Genomic DNA, 26,200 nt, shown 5'->3' with positions numbered 1-26,200 from the left:
GGTGACTCACATGTCGAGCGGCGAGACGACGATCCCCCAGCCGGTGAACTACATCGCGGACGCCTGGAGCGACTGCGAGACGATCCGGGGCGAATGGAACGTCGACCCCAACACCCGGGAACCGGTGCACCGCACGGTCACGACCGGCTCCGAAGACATCGAACGGGCGCTGCGGCACGCCGAGCGCGTGTACGGCGTCGGCCGGTGGGACGACGAGGCCCGCCAGGAGCGTGCCGACGTGCTCGAACGCGTCGCCGCGCTCATCGAGACCCGGGCCGAGGACATCGCCCGTACGGATTCCCTGACCAGCGGTGTGCCGATCGGCGTCACCCGGAAGGTGGCGGCGTTCCTGCCCGCCAGGATACGGGCGACGGCGGCGGACCTGCTGAACATCCCCCGCGTACGCGCTCTGGCGGCGGGCGGCCGCGATGTCCGCCTCTACAAGGTCCCGTGGGGGCCGGCCGCGATCCTCACCCCGTGGAACGGCCCGAGCTTCATCCCCGCGGCGAAGGTCGTGAGCGCGGTCGCGGCGGGCTGCCCGGTGATCCTGAAGCCGTCGGAGCACGCCCCGGGCAGCGCGCAGATCGTCGTCGAGTGCTTCGTCGAAGCCGGGCTGCCCAGCGGTGCGCTGCAGCTCGTGCACGGCCGGGGCGACGTGGGTGCCGCACTGAGCGGTGACCCGCGCGTCAAGGTGCTGTCGTTCACCGGTGGTCCGGCCGCCGGCCGGGCGATCGCCCGGGCCGCCGCGGAGGACTTCAAGGTCCTCCAGCTGGAGCTCGGCGGCAACAACCCCGCGCTCGTCCTGGACGACGCCGACGTCGAGGTCGCCGCCGACGGGATCTTCGAGGGCATGACCAAGCTGAACGGCCAGTGGTGCGAGGGACCGGGCAAGGTCCTCGCCCACCGGAGCCTGGTGGGGCCGCTGCTCGAAGCGCTGACCGAGCGCATCTCCAAGGTCGTGATCGGTCACTCGCTCGACGAGGGCACCGAGCTCGGCCCGATCTCGAACGCACCGCACTTCGCGACGCTGGAGAGCCGGATCGAAGGACTGCGCGCCCTGGGAGCGAGCGTCCACGGACCGGCCCGGCTGCCCGAGCTCGACGGGTTCTTCCTCTCGCCGACCGTCGCCGCCGGGGCCGACCCGGCGAAGGCCACCGCCGAGCTGTTCGGTCCCGTGGTGTCCCTGCACGCCGTCGACTCCGACGAGGAGGCGCTGCGCCTCGCGAACGCCCACCCCTCGGGACTCGACGCCTATGTGTTCGGCGGCGACACGGAGCGCGCGATCGAGGTCGGCTCGCGCGTGCTGTCCGGCGAGGTGCGGGTCAACGGCGCCAAGGTCGCCGACCTCGGCGACGATTCCGCGCAGAGCTTCTGGGGACCGTCCGGCATCGGCGGGCACGGCCCCGCCGAGTCGGTGCGCGTGTTCTGCGGCGACCGGGTGGTCGGAGTCGACTCGCCGGACCTTCCCTTGTGAAACGCGCCGCTGTCGTGTCCGGGACGCGGGTGGAGGACGCAGCGGCCGAGAGCTGACGTCTTCGACTCATCCGTCGAGACCACCCGCTGACCGAACCCAGAGCCGCTGGAGAACCACCTTGCTGAACCTCTCGATCCTCCTCGAAGACTCCGCCCGTACGTTCCCGGACCGGGACGCCCTCGTGCTCGGCCCGACCCGGCTGACCTACCGCCAGGTCGACGCGGCGGCGAACCAGGTCGCCAACCTGCTGGTGTCCCGGGGCATCCGGCCCGGCGACAAGGTCGCCCTCAGCTGCCCCAACCTGCCCTCCTTCCCCATCGTCTACTACGGCGTGCTCAAGGCGGGTGCGGTCGTGGTCCCGCTCAACGTCCTGCTCAAGGGCCGCGAGATCGCCTACCACCTGGACGACGCGGACGTCTCGGCGTACTTCTGCTTCGAGGGAACCCCGGAGCTGGCCATGGCCGCGGAGGGCCATGCCGGATACGAAGAGGCCGGAACGGTCGAGCACTTCTTCGTCATCACCGCCGACCAGGAGGCCCCCAGCCCGATCGCCGGTACCGAGACGCTCGGTCAGGCACTCGCCGGCATGAGCACCGTGTTCGAGTCGGTGGTCAGGGAGCCGACCGACACCGCGGTCATCCTCTACACGTCGGGAACGACGGGACAGGCCAAGGGCGCCGAACTCTCCCACGCGAACACGATGATGAACGTACTGGCCAACAACCGGTTGTTCCGCAACGAACCGGCCACCGACAGCCACGCGGTGTGCCTTCCCCTGTTCCACACCTTCGGCGCGACGGTGCAGATGCACGCGGGGTTCTCGGTCGCGGCGACCCTGCACCTCGTGCCGCGCTTCGCCGCCCGTGAGGTGGTCGAACTCATGAGCCGCGAGGTCATCACGTTCTTCGCGGGTGTCCCGACCATGTGGTGGGGGCTGCTCAACGCCCTCACCGACGACGTCGACGTCCGTCGGATCGCCGGCAACCTACGGATCGGCATCTCCGGTGGGGCGGCCCTGCCGGTCGAGATCATCAACCGGGTCGAGCAGCGCCTCGGCGTCACCGTGCTCGAAGGGTACGGACTGTCCGAGACATCGCCCGTCGCCACGTTCAGCGACCCCCGGCTCGAGTCCCGACCGGGCTCGATCGGCATCCCGATCTGGGGTGTGGAGCTGAAGCTGATCCGACCGGACTGGACGGAGGTCACCGAGGCCGGGGAAGTCGGCGAGATCGCGATCAGGGGCCACAACGTCATGAAGGGCTACTACAACCGCCCTGAGGCGACGGCCGAGGCGATCCGCGACGGATGGTTCCGCACCGGGGACCTCGCACGACGCGACGAGGACGGTTTCTACTACATCGTCGACCGGGCCAAGGACCTCATCATCCGCGGCGGTTTCAACGTCTACCCCCGCGAGATCGAGGAGGTGCTCCACACCCATCCCGCGGTGAGCCTCGCGGCGGTCATCGGCATCCCGCACGACAGCCACGGCGAGGAGATCAAGGCTTTCGTGATCCTCGAGAAGGACGCCGCCCTCACCGCCGACGAGCTCGTCGCCTGGGGCAAGGAACGGATGGCCTCCTACAAGTACCCCCGCATCGTCGAGATCGTGTCGAGCCTGCCGATGACCGGCAGCGGAAAGATCCTCAAGCGCCGGCTGGCCTGAAGCCGAGCCGCTGCCGCGTACCACACGAAGCAAGGAACCATGAGATGAAGACGGACAACGTCGAGTACACCACCTTCAGTGGATGGGTCGACCCGCCCGGCGACGTCCAGTCCGCCCTGGAAGAGGACGTCACCTGTGAGGTGGCGGTCGTGGGCGGCGGCCTGGCAGGGATGTCGACGGCGCTGCGGCTGGCGGAGCGCGGCCAGGACGTGGTGCTGCTGGAGGCCGAGTTCTGCGGCCACGGCTCCGCCTCGCGCAATGCCGGACAGGTCGCGGGTGCCCCGGGCGGCGACATCCAGTTCCTGAACATCCTCTACCCCAGGAAGCTTCCCGGCATCGTCCGGTTCGCCGAGAACTCCGCGCACTTCGTGGAGCACCTGATCGAACGGCTGGACATCGATTGCGACTACGAGGCCACCGGCAACGTCTGCGCCGCGGTTTCCCGTGGGCAGATGGGCCGCGTGCGTCGCGTGGCCAAGATCCTGCAGAAGGCCGGCGGGAAGGTCGAACTCGGCACGAGTGCGGAGCTGGGCATCCCCCGCGGATTCCTCGGCGGTTTTCGCGAGTCCGTCGGCGGGATGATGAACCCCGGCAAGTTCAGCCTGGGCATCCGCCGCGCCGTCCTCTCGTCGAGTGCCCGGGTCTTCGAACGGACGAGGGTCACCGACATCACGCGGGACGGCGATCGCATCGCCGTCAGGACATCCGGCGGTGAGGTGCGCGCGAACAAACTCGTGCTCGCGACGAACGCCTTCGGCGGCGAGCTGGCGATCACTCCGAAGCGACTGTCCGTGCCCATCTGGGTCACCGAGGTGGAGACCGAGCCCATCGATCCCGCGCGCCTGGCCGCGCTCGGCTGGAGCAGCCGGTCGGGGGTGGTCACCCAGCACAACTTCATGGAGAACTACCGGCTCACCTCGCGCAACACGATCGTGTTCGGCGTCCGTCGGATCCAACGCGGGAAGAGCTACCCGCTTCCTCTGAGGAAGCCGGACGAGGCAGTCGTCGCCGACCTCGCACGCGGCTTCGAGACCCGCTTCCCCGCGCTGGCCGACGTCGCAGCCGCTCGAGCCTGGGGCGGCTGGATCGGGATCACGACGTCATGGCTTCCACTCGCCGGCACCATCGAGGACAACGTCTTCTACTCGGTCGCCTGCAACGGCCACGGCTTGGCCCAGGCGCCGTACCTCGGCTCGCTCATCGCCGACCACATCGTGGACGGAGAACAGCACGAGGATCTGAAGGCTCTCTGGGTGAAGAAGCCCAAGTTCGGACGCCCCGTGATGATGGGTGCTCCAGGGCTGCGGACCATCTGGGCCGTCGACCGGTTCAACGACCGGATCAACGGAAGCCGGCGAAACGCTCGACGCGGCGCGGCCCCGGTGAACTGACCGGGCCCCTGGGGCAGAGGGGCCTCGGGCAGGCTCGTTCACGTCTGCCGGCGCCGTCCGTTCACCGCGAGCCGATGCCCCGGGTCACTGCAGCCCGATACGCCGGGTCACTGCAGACCGATACGCCGCGCGATCTCCTCGGTGTGCCGCAGACGCGCGGGCGCGTCCTCGCCGAGCGCCGCGACGACCCCGGCGACGACGGTCTCGACCACCGCGAGGGTGGGCACCAGACTGTCGTACGGCGACGGCGTCGTGACCAGGCTGGTCAGCACGACCTCGGCGTGCGCGGAGACCGGGGACAGCCATCGGTCGGTGAACAGGACGACCTTCGCGCCCTGTTCCAGGGCGAGTTGGGCCATGGTGACCTTGTCCTGCTCGTAGCGGCGGTAGTCGAAGACGACCAGGACGTCGCGGCGCGTGAGCGCACCGAGTGCCGCGGTCCGCTCGACGTCGCCCGCGGGCAGGAGCCGGATGTCGCCGCGCAACTGCATGAGGTGCAGTCCGAGGTACTGGGCGAGGAGATGGGTGAAGCGGCCGCCGGCCAGGGTGATGCGCCGTTTGCCGTCGGCCAGGAGCGAGACGGCGTGTTCCAGGTCGTGCGGCGGGAGTTCGGTGAGGGTCTGCGCGACGGCGGAGCTGAACAGTCTGCTGCCCTGCTCGAGAAGGGATGCTTCGCCGTCCGGTGCCTCGTCGGTGCGGGTGCGGTCGGCGGATTCGTACAGGGACAACGGCGAGGCGTTGCGCTCGTCGAGTTCCTCGCGCAGGGCGGTCTGGAAGTCGGGGAAGCCCCGGTAGCCGAGCCGGTTGACGAAGCGGATGACGGTGGGGGCGCTGACGCCCGCCCGTTCGGCGAGGACGGCGACGGTCTCGAAGCCGGCGGAGGGGTAGTTGGCCAGGAGGACGCGGGCGACCTTGCGCTCGGCCGGGCTGAGATCGCCCAGCTTGTGCCGGATCACGTCGGCGAGTGCGCCGGAGGCCATCGCGGGTTCCTTTCTCGTTCGTCGGCAGGCGTGCGCCCGCGTGCCGAGCCTAATGCCGATCGTCGGGGCCGCGATCGCGGCCGCCGCGCCCCGGGGCGACGACGGGTGCTCCCGCACCGGGCAACGGCGCGGTGAACCGGTGCGGGAGCGTCGGGGGCAGCGTCAGTCGCTGCGGCCGTCGCCGAGGTCGGCGATGAGGGAGGCGAGCAGGGCGACCCTGGCCGGGACCGTACTGACGTCGAGCCACTCCTCGGGGGTGTGGTCGGCGCCGCCGACCGGTCCCAGACCGTCCAGCGTCGGAACCCCTGTGCCGGCGATGGTGTTGGCGTCCCCCACGCCGCCCGTCGCCGTGGCGCCGAAGGTCAGCCCCAGGCGTACGCCGATGTCCTGGGCCCGGGCGAACATCCTGCGGGAGGCGGCAGTGTCCTCCATCGGCGGGCAGGACGCGAGTTCCTCGACGGTGGCGCGGGTGCCGGGGACGACGCACCACGAGGCGGCCTCCTCGAGGGCGACGGTGGCCGCGCGCATGCCGCTGTCCGTGGCCGAGCGGATCTCGACGAGGAGTTCCGCGTCGGGGCAGACGATGTTGAAGCGGCTGCCCGCGCGCACGACGCCCACGTTGAGGGTGACGCCCTCCCACGTGCCGTTCAGCGCTTGGATCGCGATGACGAGGTGGGCGGCGGCCAGTGCCGCGTTCGCTCCGCGTTCGGGTTCGATGCCCGCGTGTGCGGCGCGGCCGGTGACGGTGACCCTGAAGTCGGCCACACCCTTGCGCGCGATGACCAGGTCGCCGTTCTCCCGGGCGCATTCGAGGGCGAGGGCGTAGTGCGCCCCTTCGGCCGCCCGCCGGGTGACCGGCCTGCTGGCGGGTGAGCCGATCTCCTCGTCGGGTGTGGCGAGGAAGACGAGTTCCGCGTAGTCCTCGATGCCGGCCGAGGCGAGGATCTCGAGGGCGGCGAGGCCCGCGACCAGGCCTCCCTTGTCGTCGCTGACGCCAGGTCCGTGGGCGAGGGATCCGCTGAGGGAGAAGGGGCGTTCGGCGGCGGCCCCGTCGTCGAAGACAGTGTCCATGTGCGCGGCGAGCAGGAGTCTGCGGCCACCGTCGGCGACGGCGAGGCGACCTTCTTTGCGGCCGATGAGCACGTCTCCGGTGCGGTGTCCGTGGGCCGGCGGCAGCGGGACGCGTTCCACGGAGAAGTCCAGCCGCTCCAGGTGGGCCCGGACCAGGTCGGCGACCCGGTTGACGCCGTCGGCGCTGTACGAGCCGGAGTCGATCGCGACGAGTTCGGCCAGGTCTTCGAGGTACCGGGCCTGGTGTGCGTGGGACAGGGACAGCAGCGCTTCGTCGAGGGGCCGCTGCCGGGGCGGGGCGCTCACAGGACCTTCGACAGGAAGGCGCGGGTGCGTTCCTGCTCCGGTTCGGCCAGGACCCGTCGGGGGTCACCGGATTCGACGACGACGCCTTCGTCCATGAAGACGGCCAGGTCGGCGACTTCGCGGGCGAAGCCGATCTCGTGCGTGACGACGACCATGGTCATGCCGTCGTCGGCGAGCCGGCGCATGACGTCGAGGACGTCGCCGACGAGTTCGGGGTCGAGCGCCGACGTCGGCTCGTCGAACAGCATCAGTTTCGGTTTCATGGCGAGGGCGCGGGCGATGGCGACGCGCTGCTGCTGGCCGCCCGAGAGCTCGGCCGGGTAGTGGCCCTCCCGGTCGGCGAGCCCCACCTGGTCGAGCAGGGCCCTCGCCTCGTCGCGGGCCCGGTCGCGGGTGGCGCCGGCGACCTTGACGGGGGCCTCCATGACGTTCTCCAGGGCGGTCATGTGCGGGAAGAGGTTGAACCGCTGGAACACCATGCCGATGTCGCGCCGCCGGGCGGCGACCTCGCGCTCACGCAACTCGTGGAGGCGAGTGCCCTGCGGCCGGTGGCCGACCGGTTCGCCGTCGACGGAGAGGCGTCCTCCGTCGATCTTCTCCAGATGGTTGATGCACCGCAGGAACGTGGACTTGCCGGACCCGGAGGGCCCCAGGAGGCAGCACACCTGGCCGCGTTCGACCGTCAGGTCGATGCCCTTGAGGACCTGGAGCTTCCCGAAGTGCTTGCGCACGCCCTCGGCGTGCACCATGGGCGCGTTCAACGGCCCTCCTCCTTCTGTGTGCGGCCGCGCAGGGCGGTGAGGGGTCCGGCGCACAGGCGTCGCAGGGGGGAGATCTCCGCGCTACGGGCCGTGCCGCGCCCGTAGCGGCGTTCGAGCCAGGCCTGCGGGACGCCCAAGACGCTGACCAGAGCCAGGTACCAGAGCGATGCCACCACGAGCATCGGGATAACCTGGTAGTTCTGCCCGTACACGTCCTGGATGTTGGACATCAGGTCGTGCGCCGCGATCACCGACACGAGGGCGGTCATCTTGAGCATGTTGATCGTCTCGTTGCCCAGCGGCGGGATGATCACCCGCATCGCCTGGGGCAGCACGATCCGCCGCATGGTGAGTGCGGGGCGCATGCCGAGCGAGTGGGCCGCCTCGGTCTGCCCCGGGTCGACAGACCGGATCCCGGCGCGGACGATCTCGGAGGCGTACGCGGCCTCGTTCAGGCCGAGCGCGAGCAGGGCCGCGACGGACGGGGTGAGCAGGGTGTTGGTGTCGGCCTGGAAGAAGGTGACGCCGGTGAACGGGATGCCGATCATCACGTGCTGGTAGAGGGCTCCGGCGTAGCCCCAGAAGATGATCTGTACGAGCAGGGGGGTGCCGCGGAAGACCCAGACGAACAGCGACGAGAGGCCGTACAGGACCGGGTTGTCGGAGAGCCGCATGACGGCGACGAGGGTGCCGAGGACGAGGCCGAGGGTCATCGCGGCGGCGGTCAGCCACAGGGTGGTGGCCAGGCCGTCGAAGATGAGCCCGGCGAACAGGTAGTGGCCGACGACGTCCCAGTGCAGGTTGCCGTTCTTCGCGAGCGAGCCGACGAGGCCGGCCAGCGCGGCGACGGCGGCCACCGCGGAGACCCATCGGCCCCAGTGGCGGACGGGGACGATCTCGAAGGCGTCGGGTGCGAGGGTCTCGCCGGTGTGCGGTGTGCCCACGTGGGTGGTGGTGGTCATCTCTAGTCCACCGCCGCGTTCTTGGTGGCTTCCTTCACGGCGATGGAGGCGACGCCGTACTTGTCGCAGATCTTGGTGAGGGTGCCGTCGTCGATCAGCGCCTGGAGCGCCCGCCTGATCGCTTCGGTCAGTTGCGGGAGTCGTCTGCTGACCGCGATGCCGTTGGGCGAGGCGCGGTAGCCGGCCGGCGCCTCGGGGTCCTCGGCCAGGTCGAAGGCCTTGCCGCCGTCGGCGGTCTTGGCCGACCAGCCGGCGGCGGGCTTGGTGACGACCTCCGCGATCACCTTGCCGGAGCGCAGGGCGAGTTGGGCGTCGGAGTCCTTGGGGAAGGTCTGGATGTCGGCCGGCTTCCGGCCGGCGGCCCGGCATGTGGACTGGTGGGCGTCGAGCAGCTTGTACTGGTTGGTCGCCGCCTGGACGCCGACCTTCCTGCCGCAGAGGTCGTCCAGCGTGCTGATCTTCGCCGGGTTGCCCTCGGCCACCAGGATGCCCGAGCCGGAGCGCGAGTAGTCGACGAAGTCGACGACCTTCTGCCGCTCCTTGTTGTCGGTCAGCGCCGACATCGCGGCGTCGAACTTGCCGGCCTGGAGGGCGGGCACGATGCCGTCGAACTTCGTCGGGGTGAAGGCGAACCTGACGCCGAGCTTCGCGCCCAGGGCCTGGCCGAGGTCGTAGTCCAGGCCGGTCAGTTCGCTCTTCCCCTCGGTGACGAACATCGCGAACGGGGGGTAGGGGACGTCCGTGGCCACGCGCACGGTGCCCGCCTTCTTGATCTGCTCGGGCAGGGCCTCGTGGAGGGCCGCGTCCCGCGTGACCGTGACCCCGGCGACCCTGCCCCCGGCCGCCGGCCCACCACCGCCGGTATCGCTCGCGCCGCAGCCGGAGACCACCGCCAGAGCCGTGCAGGCCAGCACGGCAGTCGCCCCGCGGCGGGGCACAGAGATGTACGTCAACGTCGTTCCCTCTCGGACGTCCGAAGCAAGCGGAATCACCTCCGCCGACGTTGCAGAAGTTACACATCAACGTTCACGATGGCTAGATGTAATGCTTATTACTAACAAGTCTCTGCCATGGGACCGGTCCCCAGACGGTGTGCAGGTCTTCCTCAGGAGCACCCCTGGCCTGCGCAAACGCCAGCCAGGTGCGATCTGTCCCGGTTGGTCTTGCCAGCAGCGTTTCGGCAGGTTCTGGGTCTGCTCTTCAGGACCAGCCGCGTTCCTCCAAAGCGAGCCGGAAACCCACGCTTCGGCCGTAACCGGCGTCCGCCACGATCACCGGCACCGCAAGACTGCCGGGGGCCCACGGAAGCGGTGCCGCACTTGGGAAACGACCCGCCGGCGATCACCCACACCTCAGGCGCGATCACCTCACACAACCGCTCGGCGATCCGCCGCACCGGCAGCAGATCCCGCGGCGACTGGTTCACGAACTACTTACGGAGTTCGATCGAACTCCGTACATAGCGCTTTCGGGGGCTACAAGCAGTCGGGCATCGGCCGGGAGACCCACAAGATGATGCTGGAGCACTACCAGCAGACCAAGAACCTGCTGGTCAGCTACTCGCCGAAGAAGCTCGGGTTCTTCTGAGCGTCTTCGGTGAGACGTGCCAGGAGGCGCTGAGGCAGCCGAGACCGCGAGCCACGAGGCGGTGTTGCGGAGGCGGCATGTCACGCAGCAGCGGCCGATGGCGTCCTTGGCTCCGGACAGTCCGACAGACCGGCTTCCGTAATGGAGTTGGCCGCTGAAGCACGCCACTTCACACTGGCAGTCATGACCACGAACCCCCGCCCCCTGCTCATCGTCGACGTCGACGACCCCGCCACGTGGCCGCAGCCTCTCGCCGACCTCTTCCAGAAGCTGGGCATACGCAACCGCCTCGAAGTCACCCGCTACGCAATCCGAGTGGGGCTGATCGAGCTGCAGGGACGCCCCAGGCGCGGTAGCGACGGGAGGATGCGACTCACTGGCGCCTCCCAGGTGGCCGGGTCCATGCGTCGATGCCCGGGGGCTCCGGGTACCCAGCCACGGAGATCCACGCTTTCTCCGCGCCCTCCTTAGTTCCAACAAAGACGACGCGGAAGGTACTAGCAGGATTGGCGTCGGTGGCAAAAGCACGCGAGAAGAGGGCGTCGGAGATCGCCACGGCCACTGGCGCACGGCTCCCCGCCTTCAACGTCGCGCGCAGCGGCGCCGACTCCACCAGTCGGGCCGCCGTCACCAGCCCCGGGCCGAACCATCCCGCCCCCTTACGTTCGACGGTGCCGTGATGCAGGGCGATGCGCAGCCTCAGCGACCCAAAGTTGTCGTGTTCATTTAGCGCGCTCTCCAGGCGCATGAGCAAGCGGGGCACGAGGTACCCACGCTGCATGCGCACAGGGAAGAGAACGACCATCCCGTCCCCCGTGCTCCAACTCTCCCGGAGTGCGGCATCCTCGTACGGCAGCACGCGGGAGGCGAGATCGTGCAACGCACGCTGCGCGTGTTCCTGCTCCCGAGTCGTTCGCCCGGCATAGCCGACGATCTCCATGATCAGGATCAGTCGACCGGGCGTGTCCTTCTGGTGCGTGACACGGTCGACCAGTGCCTTCACTCCGTGGTCCGACTCGCCCCTGCCCACGCGGCCGAGGCTCCATGCCGTCCCCAGTGCCACCGCCTCGGCCTTCGCTTCATGGCTCAGGTCGGTGCGTGCAAGCAACGGGGAGAGGACGAACCGGGCGGCCCGGTCGGTCGTCCGGGGGCGGAGCCAGGCCAGCGCGTAACCCACGGCGGCGTCCGCTTCCGCGGGGGTGAGGTCGCCGCGGTGGAGCAGTGCGCTCAGGACGAACTGGGCGTCACGGGCGGCGCCGTGCTCCCTCAGCCACGCCAGGGCGAACGCCGTGCCGGTCCGGACCTCTTCGGGCGCGAGGTCGGAGCGCTGCAACAGGGGGCGGAGCACGAACTTGGCCGCGGTGTGCCCGTCGACCGCCCGCAGCCAGTCGAACCCGATCCGCAGGAACGCGTTCCGGGCGGTTCGGTCCAGGTCCGTCTTGCGCAGCACGGCGCTGAGGGCGAACTGGCTCTGGATGTCGGTCTCGCGTCCTTCCAGCCAGCCCAGCGCGTGCCCCTCCGCCGCCCGGGCCTGTTCTTCCGGCAGGTCCCCGCGCAACAGCAGGGGGCGCAGCACGAACTGCGCCGAATCGCCCTGTCCATGGATGCCGAGCCAGTCCAGGGCGTGGTGCACGGTGGGGCCCGCCTGTTCCCCGGGCAGTCCGGTGACCGCCAGCAGCGGGCCGAGGACGAACTCCGCGGCCCGTGCAGCCCCGTGCGCGTCCAGCCAGTCCAGCGCGTACCGTACCGCTTCGGACTTCACCTGGCGGGACAGGCCGGTACGGGAGAGGAGGCCGTTGAGGACGAACTGGGCTTCCTCCGCGAGGGGGTCGACACGCAGCCACTCCAGTGCCCGGTCCACGGTGGCTCCCGCCTGCGCGTCGCTCAGGTCGGTGCTCCGCAGCAGTTTACGCAGGGCGGGGGCGGCGATGTCGTGCGGGGTGAGCGTCTCCTCAGGCCGTGGGGTGGGTTGGGAAAGGGTGTGGAAGCGTTCCGCGCGCGCCGTGTCCCCCCGCTCCCGCGCGGCGCGGGCTACGGCTTCCAGATCATGCCGGGAGGCGTGCGCGGCCAGTGCGTCCCACAGACCTTCGGGCGGCTCGATGCCGTCCCGGACCCAGCTTCCGTACCGTTCCAGCTCGTCGGAGAGGAGGTAGTGCTCGGGGAGCCAGTGCTCCCCCCATGTCTCCGTCTCGTGCGCCGGGGGGCGTACGGGGGACAGCAGAGCCGCGCCGGTGGGCACGTCGGCGCAGAGCGAGTCGAGGGCGGACGCCAACCAGATGTCGGAGCTGTGCTGTTCGGGTGCGGGCAGGTAGTGGGGGGCCGCCGCTCTCAGCAGGGTGAGGGGAAGTCGCGGGCCGTGCCCGCAGCGCCGGGCGTCGATCGCGGCGTCCAGGAGCGCCCGGGAGGGGGCCGGCTCGGAGAGGTACCGGCTGATCCGGTCCTCTCCCGGTGTCCGGGGCGTCTGGATGCTCAGGGCCTCCCGGCACAGGGCACGGGCCTGCGCGTGGGGGTCCGGGGCGCCGGCCGGCGGGGGCGTCATCAGGAGGTTCCAGACCTCCGGTGTCAGCAGGCCCAGCACCAGCACCGGATCCCGGTCGGTCCTCCGGAGCCGTGCCCGCAGAGCGGCGGAGATCCGTTCGCCGAGGCCTCCGTCCGATTCGTCCAGGAGGTGGCGTGCCGCGTCCTCCAGCCGGACCACCGTGTGTGGACCGATCGAGGAGGGCCCGTCGAGCTCGGCGGCCAGCGCGGCAGGGCTGGGAGGCTCCCACACCCGGTAACCGTCCGGGAGCAGGCGCAATGCTTCCAGGCTCGCATCGGTCCGGCCCGATCCGGGCGCGCCGATGAGCAGGACCAGTCCGCCCGTACCGGTGGCGAAGCCCTCTACGGCAGCGCGCAGTTGTAGGTCGGGGGGACGTCTGATGTGCGGTTCGGGCGTGCTTCCAGTGAATTCGGTGATCGGGCGTCCGAGGCTCTCCGACCTTCGGCCCTTCGCCCTGCGCTCCTCCCCCAGGGCGTGGTGGCGGAGCGCCGCGAGCCGGTAGGGCGACCACTCGGCGTCATCGGTCAGCCCCGCTCGTCGGACGAGGAGGCGCGTCAGCCAGTCGAAGGCCCGTTCGTCGGCGGGGACGGCGTGTCCGAGGAACCAGTCGCTCAGCGTCCCGGGATCGAGCGGGATCGGGGGCGACGCCTCGGCGGCCTCCCTCGCCAGTTCCTCGAACGCCTGGAAGCCCGCCAGTTGGTGCAGTAGGACCAGATGATCGGTCAGCGTGGCCCGGCTGTCCTGGGGCGTCCTTCCGTACCGGGTCTGGAGGCGGAGGACGACGACCGCTTCCTGTCCGCTGGTCCCTCTCCGGATCAACCTCACGCAGGAGGCCGGGTCGTGGAGGCCTTCGGGTTTGTCCGACTCGTCGAGGACGAGCAGGAACTCGACCGGGGGGCCGGATGCCGAGGGGGGGATGGTCCCGGACCGCACGGCATCCGTCACCTGTGCCCAGGAGAAGTCCGCCTGGGTCTTCAGATCGACGGAGAGGATACCGCCGGGAGTCTTCCAGACCAGGTCGTGCCCGGTGTCGCGCGCGCCCTGGACCGGCTTCTCGAAGGTGACGTCCTCCGGAGAGAAGCGGTTCACGAGGTCGTCGAGCACGTCGGCACCGGTGAGGGAGCCCTTCGTCGCGCGCAGGTCGTCGAAGCACGTGTCCTGTCCGGGCCAGCCGCCCCAGGGGGCCGGAAGCCGGGAGATCAGGTAGCTGGTCAGGCGCCACAGGAGGAGTTCGGCATGCTGCGTGCCCCGGTCCCAGGAGCTGTGCTCAAGGAAGCGCCGCAGTTGCCGCAGCACCGCGTACGCGTCGGTCGGGTCTTCGGCCCGGTCTTCGGTCACGTCCGCCGGCGTGTCCTCGCGCGGTGTCGTGCCCGGCCGGTGTGCCTCCGGCGGCATGCCTCGGGCGTCGTCGTCCCGCGCTTCCCGTGTCGCCGTTCCGGCTTGCCGTACCAGGACGTTCTTCTCCGCGAACGCCCGGGGTTCCGCCGGGATCTCCGTGTCCGCCAGCGCGTCGTGGAGGACGGCGGTGATGCCCTGGGGGGCGTACGGGTGGGCGGCCGCGTGGTGGCTGAGAGCGGCCTTGGTGAGCCACATGTCGTGAGTCGTCAGATGGGTGCCGAGGTGTTCCCGTGCTTCGGCGCGCAGGGCGAGTACGGGGTCGCCGCCAGGATCGCGCCGTACCGCGAACAGTCCGCTGGTGAGCAGCTCGGCGAGGTCCGCGTACCGGGCCTCGGGCACCGCCTGGTCACGCAGGACGTGCAGCAGTGGCAGGGGCAGCTCGGGAAGGCCGGCGCACAGGACGGCGAGTCGCACGGCGGGAGTGGGCGCCGTGCGGGTGAACGCCTCGGCCAGCCGCGCGGGGTCGGGCCGTCGGGGAGGGGGTGCGCCGTCCCGTGCCGTGGAGGGGCGGCCGGTGGCGGGGATGAGGACGGCGTCGCAGCCCCGGGGGTCGGCACGCATGAGGGTGCTCGCCCAAGCGCCCAGGGAGCGCGGGGTGCAGGACACCACGGGCAGGGCGGTCCATGGTCCGGCCGGGTTCGCGCCGTTGGCGGGCGGCCTCAGCCGGGGCGGCAGGGTGTAGCGGAGGGCGCCGTTCCGGGCGCCGGCCCGGCCTGCGGTGACGCGTACGGCGGGCAGGTTGAGGGCGGAGCGGCGCCATAGGCGCGGGGGCAGCGGGTCCAGCAGGGCCACCGGGACGCGCTCGCCCCATTCCCTCAGGAGCAGCCAGGGGGCGGGGGTGTGCCAACCGCGGGCGGCGCAGTCGGAGACCATCAGGACCATGCGCCTTCCCCGGGTGCCGCCTCCATGGTGGGGAACGCGCCCGCCGGGCACCTCGTGGCCGTGGTGGTCGCGCACCACCGGCGCACCCTGCTCCCATGCGAGGTGCCAGGTGTGCACCGTGCGGAAGCCTCCCAGGGCGGTCAGGAGTCGGGTCAGGGCGCGGGTGGTCTCTTCCCACACGCTCATGGACAGGGAGGAGTCGACGAGGAGCACCACTTCGAACCAGGGTTCGGGGGCCGGGTGGAACAACGGCACCAGCGGACCGCCGCGCGCGTAGTGCTCCACAGTCGCCTCAACGTCGAGGCGGTCGCGTCCACCACGCGGCCACGGCCTGCGGAACGGCTGGATCGCGCGGCCGACGGCGAGGGCGTCGGGCAGCGGGTCGGCCCGCCCCAGGGACATCGGAACGCCGCGGACGGTGGTGTCCGCTCCAGCGCCGCGCACGGACAGTTCCCTGCTCTCCGTGCGGTGGACGGGGGCCTCTCCGTCAGGTGGTGCTCCGCCGCCGACCGGAGGCGCCTCGCCGGGCTCCGGGTCGGCGGTCGTCTCGTCGGAGAGCCCGTCGTGGACCTTCGGCGCGCCTTCGGCGGGTGTGCCGGAGGCGGCGAGCCACAGTGCGTCGGCGAGGACGGTGGCCTCCGCTCCGGAAGGCAGCGGGACATTGGCCCACGCCTGCAGGAGACGGTCCAGGGCCTCAGACACGGGAGAGTTCACGCAGGATCAGTGCGCGCAGTTCCTCGTGCTGGGCGCCTTGTGGGGCCTGGTCGCCGGTGAGCAGGGCCACCGCGTTGAGCAGTTGGTCGATGGCCAGGTGTTCGCCCGCCATGACGCGTGCGGCGAACCCCTCGACGAGGTCCTCTCCGCCGTCCGGCACATCGTCGAAGTGGGCCCGGACGATGCCGTGCAGCAGTTCGGCGGTGAGCGGCGGCATCGTGTAGCGGACGCACCGGCGCAGGAAGGCGGGTGAGAAGTCCCGCTCGCCGTTGCTGGTCAGGAGGATGAACGGGAACTGGGTGCACTGCACGCGGCCGTCCTCGACGAGGTGTTCCTCGTCGCTGTCCCACTGCCGGACCATGACGCGGGAGCGCCGGTAACGGACGAGTTCGGGGATCTCGTACTCTCCGCGCTCCAGGACCTCCAGGAGGTCGCTGGGCAGGTCCAGGTCGCTCTTGTCGATCTCGTCGACGAGCAGGGCGCGAGGCCGCTCGGAGGGCAGAAGCGCGGTGCCGAGGGGGCCGAGTTGCAGGAAGGGGGCGATGTCGTCCCGGCTCCGGCCGTTGCGCGCGCCGCGCGCCGCCGCCGTGCGCAGGCTCTGGGCGTGGATGCGGCCCAGCGCGTCATAGCGGTACAGGGCTTCGGTCAGGGTGCTGCGCGAGGTGATGTGCCAGCGCAGCACCGGTCCGAGGTCCAGCTCGTGCGCCACCTGCTCGATCACGGTGGACTTCCCGGAGCCTGCGGGGCCGCTGACCAGCAGCGGCCGGCGCAGGTGGACCGCCGCATTGACGGCGTCGACGAGGCCGTGGGGCGGCTGGTACTGGCGGTGCTGCGGTGTGCGCGGGAACGATCGCCACGGCGGCGGGTCGGCCAGCGGGGTGACCCGCCGCTCGCCGTCACCTCTGTAGTAGGGCTTCCAGGTCACAGCTCCTCCTCGGGGCCGGTCACGACACGCTGTTCGAAGGGTCGGCAGAACTCCAGCCAGGCCTCGTCGTGCCAGACCGCGCGGACATCGCCGAGGCACATCACGCATCCGGCGTGCTCCTTGGCCCACCGTTCCCGGTAGGCGGGGGCGAGGTCCCGGGGAAGCCCGCGCCAGTGCCGGCGCACCAGCAGTCGCAACCAGTTCCGGTCCGGCGTGTCGTTGTGGCCCGGCCAGAGGATGATCGGCGCGTACGGCAGCAGTTGTTCGAGGGTGTCCTGCAGGTCGTCCGGGTGGTGGTCGAGCCCGACGACGGTGTCGTACCTGCCGGTCATGAGCTCCTGTTCGAGAGTCTGCCGGTCTCCCAGGACGGACGAGTCGATCCATTCCACCGGCGCGGCAGAGCAGTCCGTCATCCGGCTCAGCGCCTTGCGGGCCGCGTCGTTCATCTCGGAGTTCTCCTCGTCCGGGTCCATGCGGCCGCTCCACCGGACGACGACGTCGTGGTGGACGCCGAGCCACCGGCGGTCGATCGGGGTCTCCTCGGGCCGCCAGGAGGCGAGCAGGTGGGCGGGGGCGGCCACGTCCACGTTCTCCAGTCGCTGTGGGGCGGTCAGGAGAGAGCGCGCCCAGGTCAGGGCCGCTCCGATCGCCCGGCCCGTGCCGGTGCGGTCCGCGGTGCCGCACGGGAAGCGCTCGTACGGTGGCAGCCTCTCGCCCGTGCCGACCAGCCAGGCGTCCACCTCTTCGGGCCAGTCGGTCAGCGCGCCGGCGAGGCTGACCACGAGCCTGAGCCCGTCCTGCCGTCGTTTCCTCTCGAACCCGGTCACGGCGTCGTTGAACTCGGCGATCACTCCGTGGTCCACAGCCCACTTCCGCAGTTCTTCGACCACGGTGCCCGATCCGGACAGGTGGGCGAGGGCGCCGACGAACCGCGTGGGCGCCTTCAAGGGGTGCTCGCCCCCGCGCGGTGCCCGTACGGCCGCGTACTCGACCAGGTCGCGCAGGAGTTCGGACCCCTCGGCTTCGGGCGGCAGCCCGGACAGCCGGCGCGCCTCCCTCAGTAGATCGGTGGACATCACCGAGGCGAGCGTGTTGTCGAGGAGGGGGACGATGCGGGCGCAGACGAGGAGGGCGGCGACCAGCTGGGTGACCCTGTCGTGCCAGTTCCGGTCGCCCGTGCCCGCCGCTTCCGGCTGTCGGACGAAGGCGTACAGATCTTCCAGCACCGAGCGGGTCAGGGGCGTGGGCAGGCTCTTGCCGGCCTGCCACATGGTCACGGCCTGCTCAAGGGCCTGGCGTCCCACCTTCCCGATGACGCCGCCCGTGGTGCCGGTGGCGAAGCACACGTTGCGGGCCAGCCACAGGTCTTCCTGCGCGAAGGGGTCGTTGTCGTACTCGAACCGGCCGACCACCTGGCCGGCGATGCGCTCGCGCAGCCCACTGGTCAGCAGGGCGTCGACGCGCACCTTGGCCCCCGCCCCGGTCAGGCCCTCCCGGAGGATGGCGACGAGGGCACGGGTCAGACGCATGCCGCGGGCCGGCTGGTCGGCGGCGGCCGCCGTGAGCACGGACAGCCGGGTCTGACCGGACCGGACCCCGCCCGCGATCCGGCCCGCGTCCGGCATCCCGCCCGCCGAGTAGCAGGTGTCGATCAGGGCGATCACACCCTCGACGCCCGACTCGTCGACAGCCACGGCAAGCAGTTGACCGACGTCCACCGCGGAGAGGGGACTGCCGGTACTGGAGCCGGCGACCATGAAGTACAGGTCGGTCTGCTGCGGTGTGGTGAAACCGTGTCCGAGCAGTGCCAGGACGAGGACTGCTTTGTCCTCCCGGGCCCGGCGCACCGCTTCCCGTACGGCCCTGTGGACGTCCTCGGGTTCGAGGGAGTCACTCACCACGAGGGAGCTGTACTCACCGGTCCTGGTAACGCACTCCCCGAGCGACGCGTCCGTCAGGACGGCGTGCAGGTCCCGGGCGGCTTCCTCCAACCGGGACAGGGTGGGCATGGAGGCGCACTGCGCCGCTATGACCAGCACGTGCCGGCGTCGTGCTCCCGTCACCTCTTCAGGGCTTCGACCAACGGGCCCGCGACGTCGGACTGGCGCAGGTACTTGGTGGCCGTGTGGACCCACAGGCCGTCGGAGTCCACCCGTTCCGTCACCGGCAGGACGCCATCGGCGTTGGGCAGCATCCACTTCTCGATGCGGGGGCGGCCCACCACGACGTCGTCGCGGTCCCAGAAGTTCAGCCACCGCTCGACCCGTGCGGGAGTGCGGGGCGGCTGGGGCACCAGGCGGTGCAGGACGGCCGCCGCCGTGGCCAGGGGCGAGCCGAGCGTCATCAGCAGCGGGACCTGGCCTTCGTAGCCGCGCAGTGCCTCGAAGGCGACCACCGTGCCCAGGGAGTGGGCCACCACGATCAGTGGACGTTCAGGGTCCGTCCCCTGAAGGACACGTTGCCTGATGCGGGCGTCCAGGGCCAGCCCGCCATCCGCGGCACGGCGCCTGCTGAGATAGCGGCCGACCTGGGAGAGGTGCCCCAGCAAGGGCAGGCCGCTGGCCCACTGGGCGCTTCCCCGCAGCCCGGGGATCTGCAGCAGCGACGTCAGCGCCCGGCCGAGGACGCGGACGGGCTCTCCGAGGCCCTGCTCCTGCTCGTCGTCCACACCCGGCAACTGGGCCCGGGCGTCCTCGACGATCGCTGATGCCCTCCTGTCGCCCTGTTCCCGAGCCTGGTGGCCGAGTTCGTCGACCAGTGCGGCGACGAAGTCCTCCAGGAAGGCGATGCCCTCAGGGTCGTCGGACACCCCGGCCGATCCCCCCTGCGCCTCGGCGTCCGTGAACAGATCGCTGTAGTTGGCGAAACGGGTTTCCGCCAGCCATCCCCGCGTCAGCCCGGAGATCACATCGGAGTGTCCGGCCCCGCGCGCTCCGTCGGCCAGGGCTTCGAGCCACTCGCGGCGCTGCTGCTCCGTGTCCCGCAGCCCACCAATCCCGTGAACGAAAACCAACTGAGGAGTAACCGAACCACTCACCCATGCCCCCGAAAACCCGCACACCGTCGTTCAGCCGCACCCTAAGCCACGACGCGCGGGCACCGGATGCGAATCGGCCATTTCCCCGCCCGCGGGGGCACGCCCCTGAGGCGAACGGCCGGTCAGACACAAACGTACGGGCCACAGATGTCGTCGCAGCGGGTCGACAAGGGCCGTCCAGGATGTCTCCGCCATGCATGAACCTGCCGACATCGTAAGAGAACTGCTTCCCGTTGCCGTGCGGCCAGTGGAGAGGAAGACAACCTTGGGGTCTCGCACCTCGTGCGCGGCGATGCCATGCGGCTCGTGAAGGCGAACCTTGCCAGCAACCCCACCCTCGAACAGGTCCGCGGGATGAAGTACCAGTGCTCCAAGGCAGACATCGAACAGTGGAGGATCCGAATCTCCGCGCTGGAGGCCATCGTCGACAAGCACGAGCTGGTACGCGAGTATGCCGCCATCAAGGACGCATTCGAGCCCTTGGAGGAGTCGGCAACCTGATCGCTGCCCATCAAGCCGCCCCGGCCATGGCCTACGAAGAGGCCGTCCGCCTCAGTCCCCGCCGACAAGCCGCTGGGCGGCACCCTGCACAGCCTGGCCGCACACGCCATGGGCCGGACCATGGACATGGACACCCTGCACAAGGCAAGGCAGGCCCGGAACTGGATCGCCCACGAAGGCGCCTCAATCGGCTCCACCTGGTCCGTTAACCGTGCCCGCATCCTTCAGCATGCCCTCAAGCCGCGCACCGCGATGACGGATCTCGCGCTCGGCGACAACATCATCTCGCAGTGGTGCCACGGCCTGGCTGAACCGCGTACCCCGCCCCCAAGAGACTGGATCAACGGCTACCCCGACGTGGTTGTCGCCTGGTCTTCAGCCATCTCCATGGCCTGCTGCCGAGCAGACTTCGAGCCTCGCCAGCTCGGAGTGACGGCGCAGCCCCTGTGGTCAGTCGTCTTCGCCCTCGGCCAGGTGCTCCATAAGAGGTCGTCTCATTCGGTGCTGGAGAGAGCCCTTGATGCGAGTAGGGCGAGCTGACGCAGGCGCTCGTAGTACTGGGTTCCTGCGGGTTCGGTGATCTGAGGGATGACTCGGTCCAGGTCCTCGATGCAGCTCTGCAGGATGCGGGTGCGCTTCGGGTCGAGAGCGCCGCCGTTGTTCAGCCACGTAAGAACGCAGCCGGCGGTATCCGCGTCGAGCAGCACCATGTCTGTATCCCCGAACTCGGCACCGCGCAGACTGGCGGGGAAAGGTGCATGACGGTGTTCGTGCCAGAGACGGGCTGCGTTCTGAACCTGCTCAGATGATGCGCTCACCTGCACCATGTTGCCGCAGCCCCTGGTGCGATGGTCACGACTTCAGGCGGCGGTAGCAGATGAGGGTGCAGGCGATGGCGGTGAAGGCCAGGAAGTGTTCGGCCTTGCGCTCGTAGCGGCGGTGCAGGCGGCGGCAGCCGCCCAGCCATGACATCGTGCGCTCGATCGTCCAGCGGTGCCGGCCCAGCCGCGTGGAGGACTCGACGCCTCTGCGGGCGATGCGGTGACGGATGCCGCGCGAGCGGAGCCAACGGCGCAGGTGGTCGTGGTCGTATCCCTTGTCCGAGTGGAGTTTGGCGGGCCGCCGGCGTCGCGGGCCGCGACGGGACCGGATCGGCGGAATGCCGCGGACCAGCGGCTCAAGCGCCTGGCTGTCGTGAAGGTTCGCGCCGGAGATCCCGACGGAGATGGGCAGACCGGTCCGCTCGGTGATCAAGTGGATCTTCGAGCCTTTCTTGCCCCGGTCGACAGGATTCGGGCCTGTCAGCTCCCCCCTTTCAGGGCCCGCATGTTCACCGAGTCGATCGCGCAGCGCGACCAGTCCAAGCTGCCGCGCGAGCCCAGTTCATCGAGGATGACGCGGTGCAGCTTGGCCCAGACCCGGGCGGTACTCCACTCGGTGAAGCGCCGGTGTGCGGTCGGCCCCGACGGACCGAAGACCGGCGGCAGCTGCCGCCAGGTGCAGCCTGCTGTGGCCACGAAGACGATCGCGGCCAGCACTTCGCGGTCTCCGTACCGGCGTCGGCCGCCGCCCTGCGGTCGTGCCGGAGCGGGCGGGACCACCCGCTGGAACAGCTCCCACAGCTTGTCCGGCACCAAATGTTCGACCATCACCACACGGCGCAGACTACTCAGCAGGCCAAATGAGACGACCTCTAAGATTCTCACCGGTCGGCGCGTAGACCTGGTCGCCGACCGCACCCGCACCGTCAACCGGCTGAGGGCCCAGCTGACTGGGATTTTTCCCGATCTGGAGCGGGCCCTGGACCTCACCAACAAGGGTCCGCTGATCCTGCTGTCCGGCTACCAGACCCCCGCGGCCATCCGCCGGCTCGGCGCCAGGCGTCTGGAGACCTGGCTGCGCAACCGCAAGGTCCTGCGCGCCGACCAGCTCGCCGAGGCCGCGGTCGAAGCGGCCGAGCGCCAGCAGACCAGCCTGCCCGGGGAGACGCTGACCGCCCAGATGGTGCACACCCTGGCGAAGGAGGTGATGACCCTCAACGAGCAGATCGCCGAACTGGACAAGCTCATCGAGACCCGGTTTCGCGACCACCGCCACTTCGATGTGATCACCAGCATGCCCGGCCTCGGCGTCATCCTCGGAGCCGAGTTCCTGGCCGCTACCGGCGGCGACATGTCCGTTTTCGGGACCCCCGACCGCCTCGCTGGCTCCGGCGGCGTCGCACCGGTCCCGCGTGACTCCGGAAAGATCAGCGGCAACCTGCGGCGCCCGCAGCGCTACAACCGAAGGCTCCAGCGCGTCCTCTACACCTCCGCGCTGTTCAGCATCCGGCGGAGCGACGAGTCACGCCGGTTCTAGGATCGCAAACGCGCAGAAGGCAAGCGTCACACCCAAGCCGTCCTTGCCCTCGCCCGCCGCCGGGTCAACGTCCTCTGGGCCCTTCTCCGCGACGGACGGTGCTATGAGCTCACGCCGCCGGCCGCCCTCGCAGTTTGACAGACGGCATTAGGAATCACTGAGCCTCTTCCATCCTCTGTATTCGCAGGTCAGGAGGGTGTGAACGGCGGCGATGATGCGTCCGATGCGGTTGGTCGAGCATCGGGCTCGGCGAAGTAGGCGCCACGTTTTCAGCTGTGCGAAGGCGCGTTCGCCCGGGGCGCGCAGGCGGGCGTGGTCCCGGTTGTACTGCTGGTAGCGCTCGGGCAGTTCGTGGTGGCGGTAGTAGGGGGTTCGGACGGTGGCGCCGGCGCCCTGGTAGGCGCGGTCGGCCAGGACGAGGATCTGCCTGGTCGGGCAGCTCTCGATCACGCCGTGGGCGCGGGCCGCGGTCAGGTCGTGAGTGCGTCCGGGCAGGGCCCGCGAGAACCACAGGGGTGTGCCGTCGGGTGCGGCAATGACCTGCACGTTCATGCCGTGCTTCTTGTGTTTCTGGGAGTAGTACGGCTCGTCCGCGGCGATGCGGTCGGTGGGGATGAGGGTGCCGTCCAGGATCACGAAGTTGTCCTCGCCGCGACCGGCCAGGGCCTCGCGCAGGCCGGGCGCCCAGGCGGCGAGGACGTCGACCGTCTCGTCGACGTAGCGCCAGGCTGTCGCTTCGGAGATGCCGAACCCTGCGCCGAGCTGGGCGAGCGTGTCGTTCTTCCGTAGATGGGCGAGCGCGAGCAGGGCCTGCCGGAAGCAGTTCAACTTCCGCCAACGGGTGCCTTGTTCACACCTTCGGGCGTAGATGAGCCACGAAACATGCTCGACCAGCTCGTGCGGGACATCGAGCGTGGAAGGATACGGAGCCAACGAAGCCCCCGGCCGTCGGCGTGTTGAGTGAGATCACCACACCAACGACGAGGGGCTTCGCCACGTCACCGCTCTTGACCAACACGGTTCACCCCACAGCCCAGGATGAAAGGGCTCAATGAGATCGGAGCTTTCCTCGGCCTGGACGTCAGGAAGGGCGAACACCACGCTACCGCCGTCCCCCGGCCGGGAAGAAGGCGTTCGACAAACGGCTGCCCAACAGCGAACCGAAGCTCCGCGCGGTCTTCGGCAAGCTGCAGGCCAAGCACGGAACGGTGCTCGTGGTGGTCGACCAGCCGGCCTCGATCGGAGCCCTGCCGCTGGCGGTGGCCCGGGACATAAGCTGCCCGGTCGCCTGTCTGCCTGGACTGACGATGCGGCGGATCGCGGACCTCTACCCAGGTGAAGCCAAGACCGACGCCTGCGGTGCGTTCGTCATCGCGGACGCGGCCCGCGTCATGCCGCACACGCTCCGCTGGGTCGACCTCGAAGACGAGACCATCGCCGAGCTGGAGATGATCGTTGGCTTCGATGACGACCTGGCCGGCGAGGCAACGAGGATCAGCACCCGGCTGTGCTCAAGCTCCTCGATCAGTTCGGTTCTCCGGCCCAGATCCGCAAGCCCGGACGCCGTCGGCTGGTGACGCTGATACGTCCGAAGGCGCCGCGGATGGCCGAGCGGCTGGTCGAGGACATCTTCACCGCGCCGGACGAGCAGACCGTCGTCGTCCCGGGCACGGACGCAGCCGCACTGATCGTTCCCCGTCTTGCCGACTCGCTCCAGGCAGTGCTTGACCAGCGGAAACTGCTGGCCGCGAGGATCGAGGAACTGCTGGAGGCACACCCTCTTTCCACGGTCCTGACGTCCATGCCGGGGATCGGCGTCAGGACCGGAACCCGGATCCTCATCGACGTCGGCGACGGATCCAGTTTCCCGTCCGCCGCCCACCTCGCCGCCTATGCCGGCCTGGCCCCGGCGACCCGGAGCTCGGGCTCGTCGATCCGCGGCGAACAACCGCCCCGGAGAGGAAACAAGCAGCTCAAACGGGCCTTCTTCCTCTCCGCGTTCGCCGCCCTGGCCAACCCGGCCTCCCGCACCTACTACGACAAGAAGATCATCCAAGGCAAACACCACACCGAAGCCCTGCTCTGCCTCGCCAGGCGCCGGGCCGACGTCCTCTTCGTGATGCTCCGCGACGGAACCTTCCACGAACCCCGGTCGGCTACTTCGGGCTGAACCTCAGCACCCTCGCCACACACCAGGCAGTCACGCTCGTCGATCGAGCTCAATCACGACCGGGTGACCACAGAAGTCGCACGAACGCATGGCCTCACCAGCCGCCCCCGAACAGACACGTCATCACTCACGACAGCCACACTGCCGGACCCACCAGACACCGACCCGACCACCTTGACCAAAGACATAGGGGCACCCCCCGTGAGCCCGGCGCGGGAGGATGAGCGGATCAGCGGATGGCGTGGCGGCACGGGGCGATGGTTTCGGGCATATCCGCCGGGCCCGGGACCCACGGCAACCGCTCTCCGGGCGGGTGGCGACCGACACGGCCGGCGTCGCCCGCACGAGTGCGGAATCGTTGCTTCCGAGCACCGGCGCCCCGCGCCCTCCAGCCCGCCCCACGAACACCGGAGAACGAAAAGAACTTCTTCTTATAAATACCCCTCGCGCGCCCCCTTTCCGCGCTGTCCAAAAAACGCCGTCCACTCATTCACGGCCCCTCACGTCCGCTGCTACTCTGCAAACTCCCCATTCGGATGTGATGGAGATTCTCCGCATGGAAGATCGACCCGATAAGGGGTCGCCGCCGGCGAATTCGTGGACCATCGGCGCGTCCGCCCGCGAGTGCCTCCGCTATGCCGCGTACCCGATTCTGCTCCTGTCCGCAGTCTGGCTCTTCACCTCGGTCCTGCACTTCGGCTGGGACCGCGGCCGGGCCGTCCAGTTCTTCCTGATCGGCACCATCGTCTATCTCGCGGCACTGGAGCGGCTGATCCCGCACCGGACCGACTGGCACCCGAGCGGCCCGGAACTGTGCTGGTACACAGCGTATTTCGGGTTCACCATGGCCGGCGCCGTGTTCGGCAAGTCGGTCGTCACGGCCGTTCTGGCCGCGACCCCCGTCACGGGGCCGGGGCTCCCTCTCGGGGCCGAGGTGCCCCTCGCCCTGCTCGCCTCCTCACTGGCCGGCTACCTCGCCCACCGCTGGGCGCATTCCAATCGGTGGCTGTGGAAGGTACACGGAATCCATCACGTCCCGGGAAAAGTGAACGTCGCCAACAACGGCGTCAACCACCTACTGGATGTCGCCTTCAAGCAAGGCGCTGTCCAATTGACACTGGGATTTCTCGGATTCTCCACCGACTGCCTTTTCGCGGTGGCGCTCTTCACCCTTGTGCAGGGTTATTTCGTGCATGCGAACGTGGACGTCCGGCTCGGTCCGCTCCACCACGTCCTGGCCACTCCCGAGCAACACCGGCTGCACCACAGCGCCGACCTGGCCGAGGCCGGTCACTTCGGCGTGGACCTCTCGGTCTGGGACCGCCTCTTCGGCAGCTTCACCTGGCGACCGGACCGCCGCCCGGCGATCGTCGGCGTCAAGGACCCCGCCACGTTCCCGGAGACCGGCTCGATCCTCGCCAGCCTGCTCCACCCCGTGCGCCGTCCGCCCCGCACCGCGTAGTCCCCCCGTACCGCGC

The 26,200-nt window shown here is 69.9% G+C and carries 17 protein-coding genes and 6 pseudogenes; 10 read left to right on the top strand and 13 right to left on the bottom strand.

What is annotated here, in order from left to right; genetic code table 11:
- The first annotated feature begins 10 nt into the window (after positions 1–10).
- The 3 genes from SVTN_RS37370 (at position 11) to SVTN_RS37360 (ending at position 4,531) form a co-directional block, all read left to right on the top strand.
- Positions 11–1,474, top strand: coding sequence for an aldehyde dehydrogenase family protein (locus SVTN_RS37370; protein WP_041133049.1), 1,464 nt, complete (start codon positions 11–13; stop codon positions 1,472–1,474).
- A 118-nt stretch (positions 1,475–1,592) separates the two neighbouring features.
- On the top strand, positions 1,593–3,140 hold the full coding sequence (locus SVTN_RS37365; RefSeq protein ID WP_041133048.1) for a long-chain-fatty-acid--CoA ligase: 1,548 nt from the start codon (positions 1,593–1,595) through the stop codon (positions 3,138–3,140).
- 44 nt (positions 3,141–3,184) lie between these two features.
- The gene (locus tag SVTN_RS37360) at positions 3,185–4,531 is read left to right on the top strand and encodes an NAD(P)/FAD-dependent oxidoreductase (protein WP_041133047.1); all 1,347 of its coding nucleotides are present in this window, start codon (positions 3,185–3,187) and stop codon (positions 4,529–4,531) included.
- Positions 4,532–4,638: 107 nt separating this feature from the next.
- On the opposite strand, the gene SVTN_RS37355 is transcribed toward SVTN_RS37360, so the two are convergent.
- The 6 genes and pseudogenes from SVTN_RS37355 to SVTN_RS46710 all read right to left on the bottom strand — a co-directional run.
- Positions 4,639–5,511: a MurR/RpiR family transcriptional regulator gene (locus tag SVTN_RS37355; RefSeq protein ID WP_041133046.1), complete on the bottom strand. Its 873-nt coding sequence runs from the start codon at positions 5,509–5,511 to the stop codon at positions 4,639–4,641.
- 162 nt (positions 5,512–5,673) lie between these two features.
- Complete coding sequence (locus SVTN_RS37350) at positions 5,674–6,888, bottom strand: M20 family metallopeptidase (protein WP_052499536.1); 1,215 nt, start codon at positions 6,886–6,888, stop codon at positions 5,674–5,676.
- Complete coding sequence (locus tag SVTN_RS37345; RefSeq protein ID WP_041133045.1) at positions 6,885–7,637, bottom strand: amino acid ABC transporter ATP-binding protein; 753 nt, start codon at positions 7,635–7,637, stop codon at positions 6,885–6,887. The genes SVTN_RS37350 and SVTN_RS37345 overlap by 4 nt, the downstream gene beginning before the upstream one ends.
- An 8-nt stretch (positions 7,638–7,645) precedes the next feature.
- Positions 7,646–8,611 carry an amino acid ABC transporter permease gene (locus tag SVTN_RS37340; protein WP_052499535.1) on the bottom strand — a complete coding sequence of 322 codons (966 nt, stop codon included), beginning with the start codon at positions 8,609–8,611 and terminating at the stop codon, positions 7,646–7,648.
- A 2-nt stretch (positions 8,612–8,613) separates the two neighbouring features.
- Positions 8,614–9,564 carry an ABC transporter substrate-binding protein gene (locus SVTN_RS37335; RefSeq protein WP_245727793.1) on the bottom strand — a complete coding sequence of 317 codons (951 nt, stop codon included), beginning with the start codon at positions 9,562–9,564 and terminating at the stop codon, positions 8,614–8,616.
- Between the two features lie 250 nt (positions 9,565–9,814).
- Positions 9,815–10,040, bottom strand: a pseudogene (locus SVTN_RS46710) (hypothetical protein); the annotation flags it as partial.
- Between the two features lie 29 nt (positions 10,041–10,069).
- Here SVTN_RS46710 and SVTN_RS46705 point away from each other — a divergent pair.
- Positions 10,070–10,198 (top strand): annotated as a pseudogene (locus SVTN_RS46705) (aldehyde dehydrogenase family protein); the annotation flags it as partial.
- Positions 10,199–10,450: 252 nt separating this feature from the next.
- Positions 10,451–10,528: pseudogene (locus tag SVTN_RS45910) on the top strand (DNA-binding response regulator); the annotation flags it as partial.
- A 43-nt stretch (positions 10,529–10,571) separates the two neighbouring features.
- Here SVTN_RS45910 and SVTN_RS41285 read toward each other — a convergent pair.
- Genes SVTN_RS41285 through SVTN_RS37315 form a run of 4 tightly spaced genes read right to left on the bottom strand, consistent with a single transcriptional unit; the run spans position 10,572 to position 19,669 of the window.
- Entirely contained in the window at positions 10,572–15,719 is a 5,148-nt protein-coding gene (locus SVTN_RS41285; RefSeq protein WP_052499534.1) for an SAV_2336 N-terminal domain-related protein, read from the bottom strand.
- Positions 15,712–16,656, bottom strand: a complete 945-nt coding sequence (locus SVTN_RS37325) for an AAA family ATPase (RefSeq protein WP_041133043.1) — start codon at positions 16,654–16,656, stop codon at positions 15,712–15,714. Before SVTN_RS37325 ends, SVTN_RS41285 begins: the two co-directional genes overlap by 8 nt.
- Positions 16,653–18,695 carry a vWA-MoxR associated conflict system protein gene (locus tag SVTN_RS37320; protein WP_041133042.1) on the bottom strand — a complete coding sequence of 681 codons (2,043 nt, stop codon included), beginning with the start codon at positions 18,693–18,695 and terminating at the stop codon, positions 16,653–16,655. Before SVTN_RS37320 ends, SVTN_RS37325 begins: the two co-directional genes overlap by 4 nt.
- 20 nt (positions 18,696–18,715) lie before the next feature.
- Entirely contained in the window at positions 18,716–19,669 is a 954-nt protein-coding gene (locus SVTN_RS37315) for a hypothetical protein (RefSeq protein ID WP_245727791.1), read from the bottom strand.
- 321 nt (positions 19,670–19,990) lie between these two features.
- Here SVTN_RS37315 and SVTN_RS37310 point away from each other — a divergent pair, with 321 nt between their 5' ends.
- Positions 19,991–20,194, top strand: coding sequence for a hypothetical protein (locus SVTN_RS37310; RefSeq protein ID WP_159026561.1), 204 nt, complete (start codon positions 19,991–19,993; stop codon positions 20,192–20,194).
- 120 nt (positions 20,195–20,314) lie between these two features.
- Positions 20,315–20,734, top strand: coding sequence for a hypothetical protein (locus SVTN_RS44490; RefSeq protein ID WP_041133039.1), 420 nt, complete (start codon positions 20,315–20,317; stop codon positions 20,732–20,734).
- Here SVTN_RS44490 and SVTN_RS45905 read toward each other — a convergent pair.
- On the bottom strand, positions 20,689–20,904 hold the full coding sequence (locus tag SVTN_RS45905) for a hypothetical protein (protein WP_245727790.1): 216 nt from the start codon (positions 20,902–20,904) through the stop codon (positions 20,689–20,691). The genes SVTN_RS44490 and SVTN_RS45905 overlap by 46 nt on opposite strands.
- Positions 20,905–21,046: 142 nt before the next feature.
- Positions 21,047–21,843, bottom strand: a protein-coding gene (locus SVTN_RS43445) for an IS5 family transposase (RefSeq protein WP_099055258.1) whose coding sequence is annotated in 2 segments (ribosomal slippage) — positions 21,047–21,510 and positions 21,510–21,843 — 798 coding nt in all. Because the reading frame shifts where the segments join, the coding sequence is not laid out codon by codon here.
- Positions 21,844–21,889: 46 nt separating this feature from the next.
- Here SVTN_RS43445 and SVTN_RS37290 point away from each other — a divergent pair.
- A pseudogene (locus SVTN_RS37290) lies at positions 21,890–22,690 on the top strand (IS110 family RNA-guided transposase); the annotation flags it as partial.
- Between the two features lie 9 nt (positions 22,691–22,699).
- On the opposite strand, the pseudogene SVTN_RS37285 reads toward SVTN_RS37290, so the two are convergent.
- A pseudogene (locus SVTN_RS37285) lies at positions 22,700–23,525 on the bottom strand (IS5 family transposase).
- A gap of 65 nt (positions 23,526–23,590) precedes the next feature.
- Between SVTN_RS37285 and SVTN_RS37280 the strand changes: the two are divergent.
- Positions 23,591–24,722, top strand: a pseudogene (locus SVTN_RS37280) (IS110 family RNA-guided transposase).
- 556 nt (positions 24,723–25,278) lie between these two features.
- Positions 25,279–26,184 carry a sterol desaturase family protein gene (locus SVTN_RS37275; protein WP_041133035.1) on the top strand — a complete coding sequence of 302 codons (906 nt, stop codon included), beginning with the start codon at positions 25,279–25,281 and terminating at the stop codon, positions 26,182–26,184.
- Positions 26,185–26,200: the final 16 nt, after the last annotated feature.

This window comes from Streptomyces vietnamensis (genome assembly GCF_000830005.1).
GTDB classification, from domain to species: domain Bacteria; phylum Actinomycetota; class Actinomycetes; order Streptomycetales; family Streptomycetaceae; genus Streptomyces; species Streptomyces vietnamensis.
The sequence above is the reverse complement of the archived record's forward strand: the minus strand, read 5'-3'. Positions and strand labels throughout refer to the sequence as shown.

Excerpts from the sequence above, each read along its gene's own strand:
- SVTN_RS37345 (WP_041133045.1), bottom strand. The coding sequence starts at position 7,637 with ATGGTGCACGCCGAGGGCGTGCGCAAGCACTTCGGGAAGCTCCAGGTC.
- SVTN_RS44490 (WP_041133039.1), top strand. The coding sequence starts at position 20,315 with ATGGACATGGACACCCTGCACAAGGCAAGGCAGGCCCGGAACTGGATC.
- SVTN_RS37275 (WP_041133035.1), top strand. The coding sequence starts at position 25,279 with ATGGAAGATCGACCCGATAAGGGGTCGCCGCCGGCGAATTCGTGGACC.
- SVTN_RS45905 (WP_245727790.1), bottom strand. The coding sequence starts at position 20,904 with ATGGTGCTGCTCGACGCGGATACCGCCGGCTGCGTTCTTACGTGGCTG.
- SVTN_RS37370 (WP_041133049.1), top strand. The coding sequence starts at position 11 with ATGTCGAGCGGCGAGACGACGATCCCCCAGCCGGTGAACTACATCGCG.
- SVTN_RS37310 (WP_159026561.1), top strand. The coding sequence starts at position 19,991 with ATGCGGCTCGTGAAGGCGAACCTTGCCAGCAACCCCACCCTCGAACAG.
- SVTN_RS37340 (WP_052499535.1), bottom strand. The coding sequence starts at position 8,611 with ATGACCACCACCACCCACGTGGGCACACCGCACACCGGCGAGACCCTC.
- SVTN_RS37360 (WP_041133047.1), top strand. The coding sequence starts at position 3,185 with ATGAAGACGGACAACGTCGAGTACACCACCTTCAGTGGATGGGTCGAC.
- SVTN_RS37355 (WP_041133046.1), bottom strand. The coding sequence starts at position 5,511 with ATGGCCTCCGGCGCACTCGCCGACGTGATCCGGCACAAGCTGGGCGAT.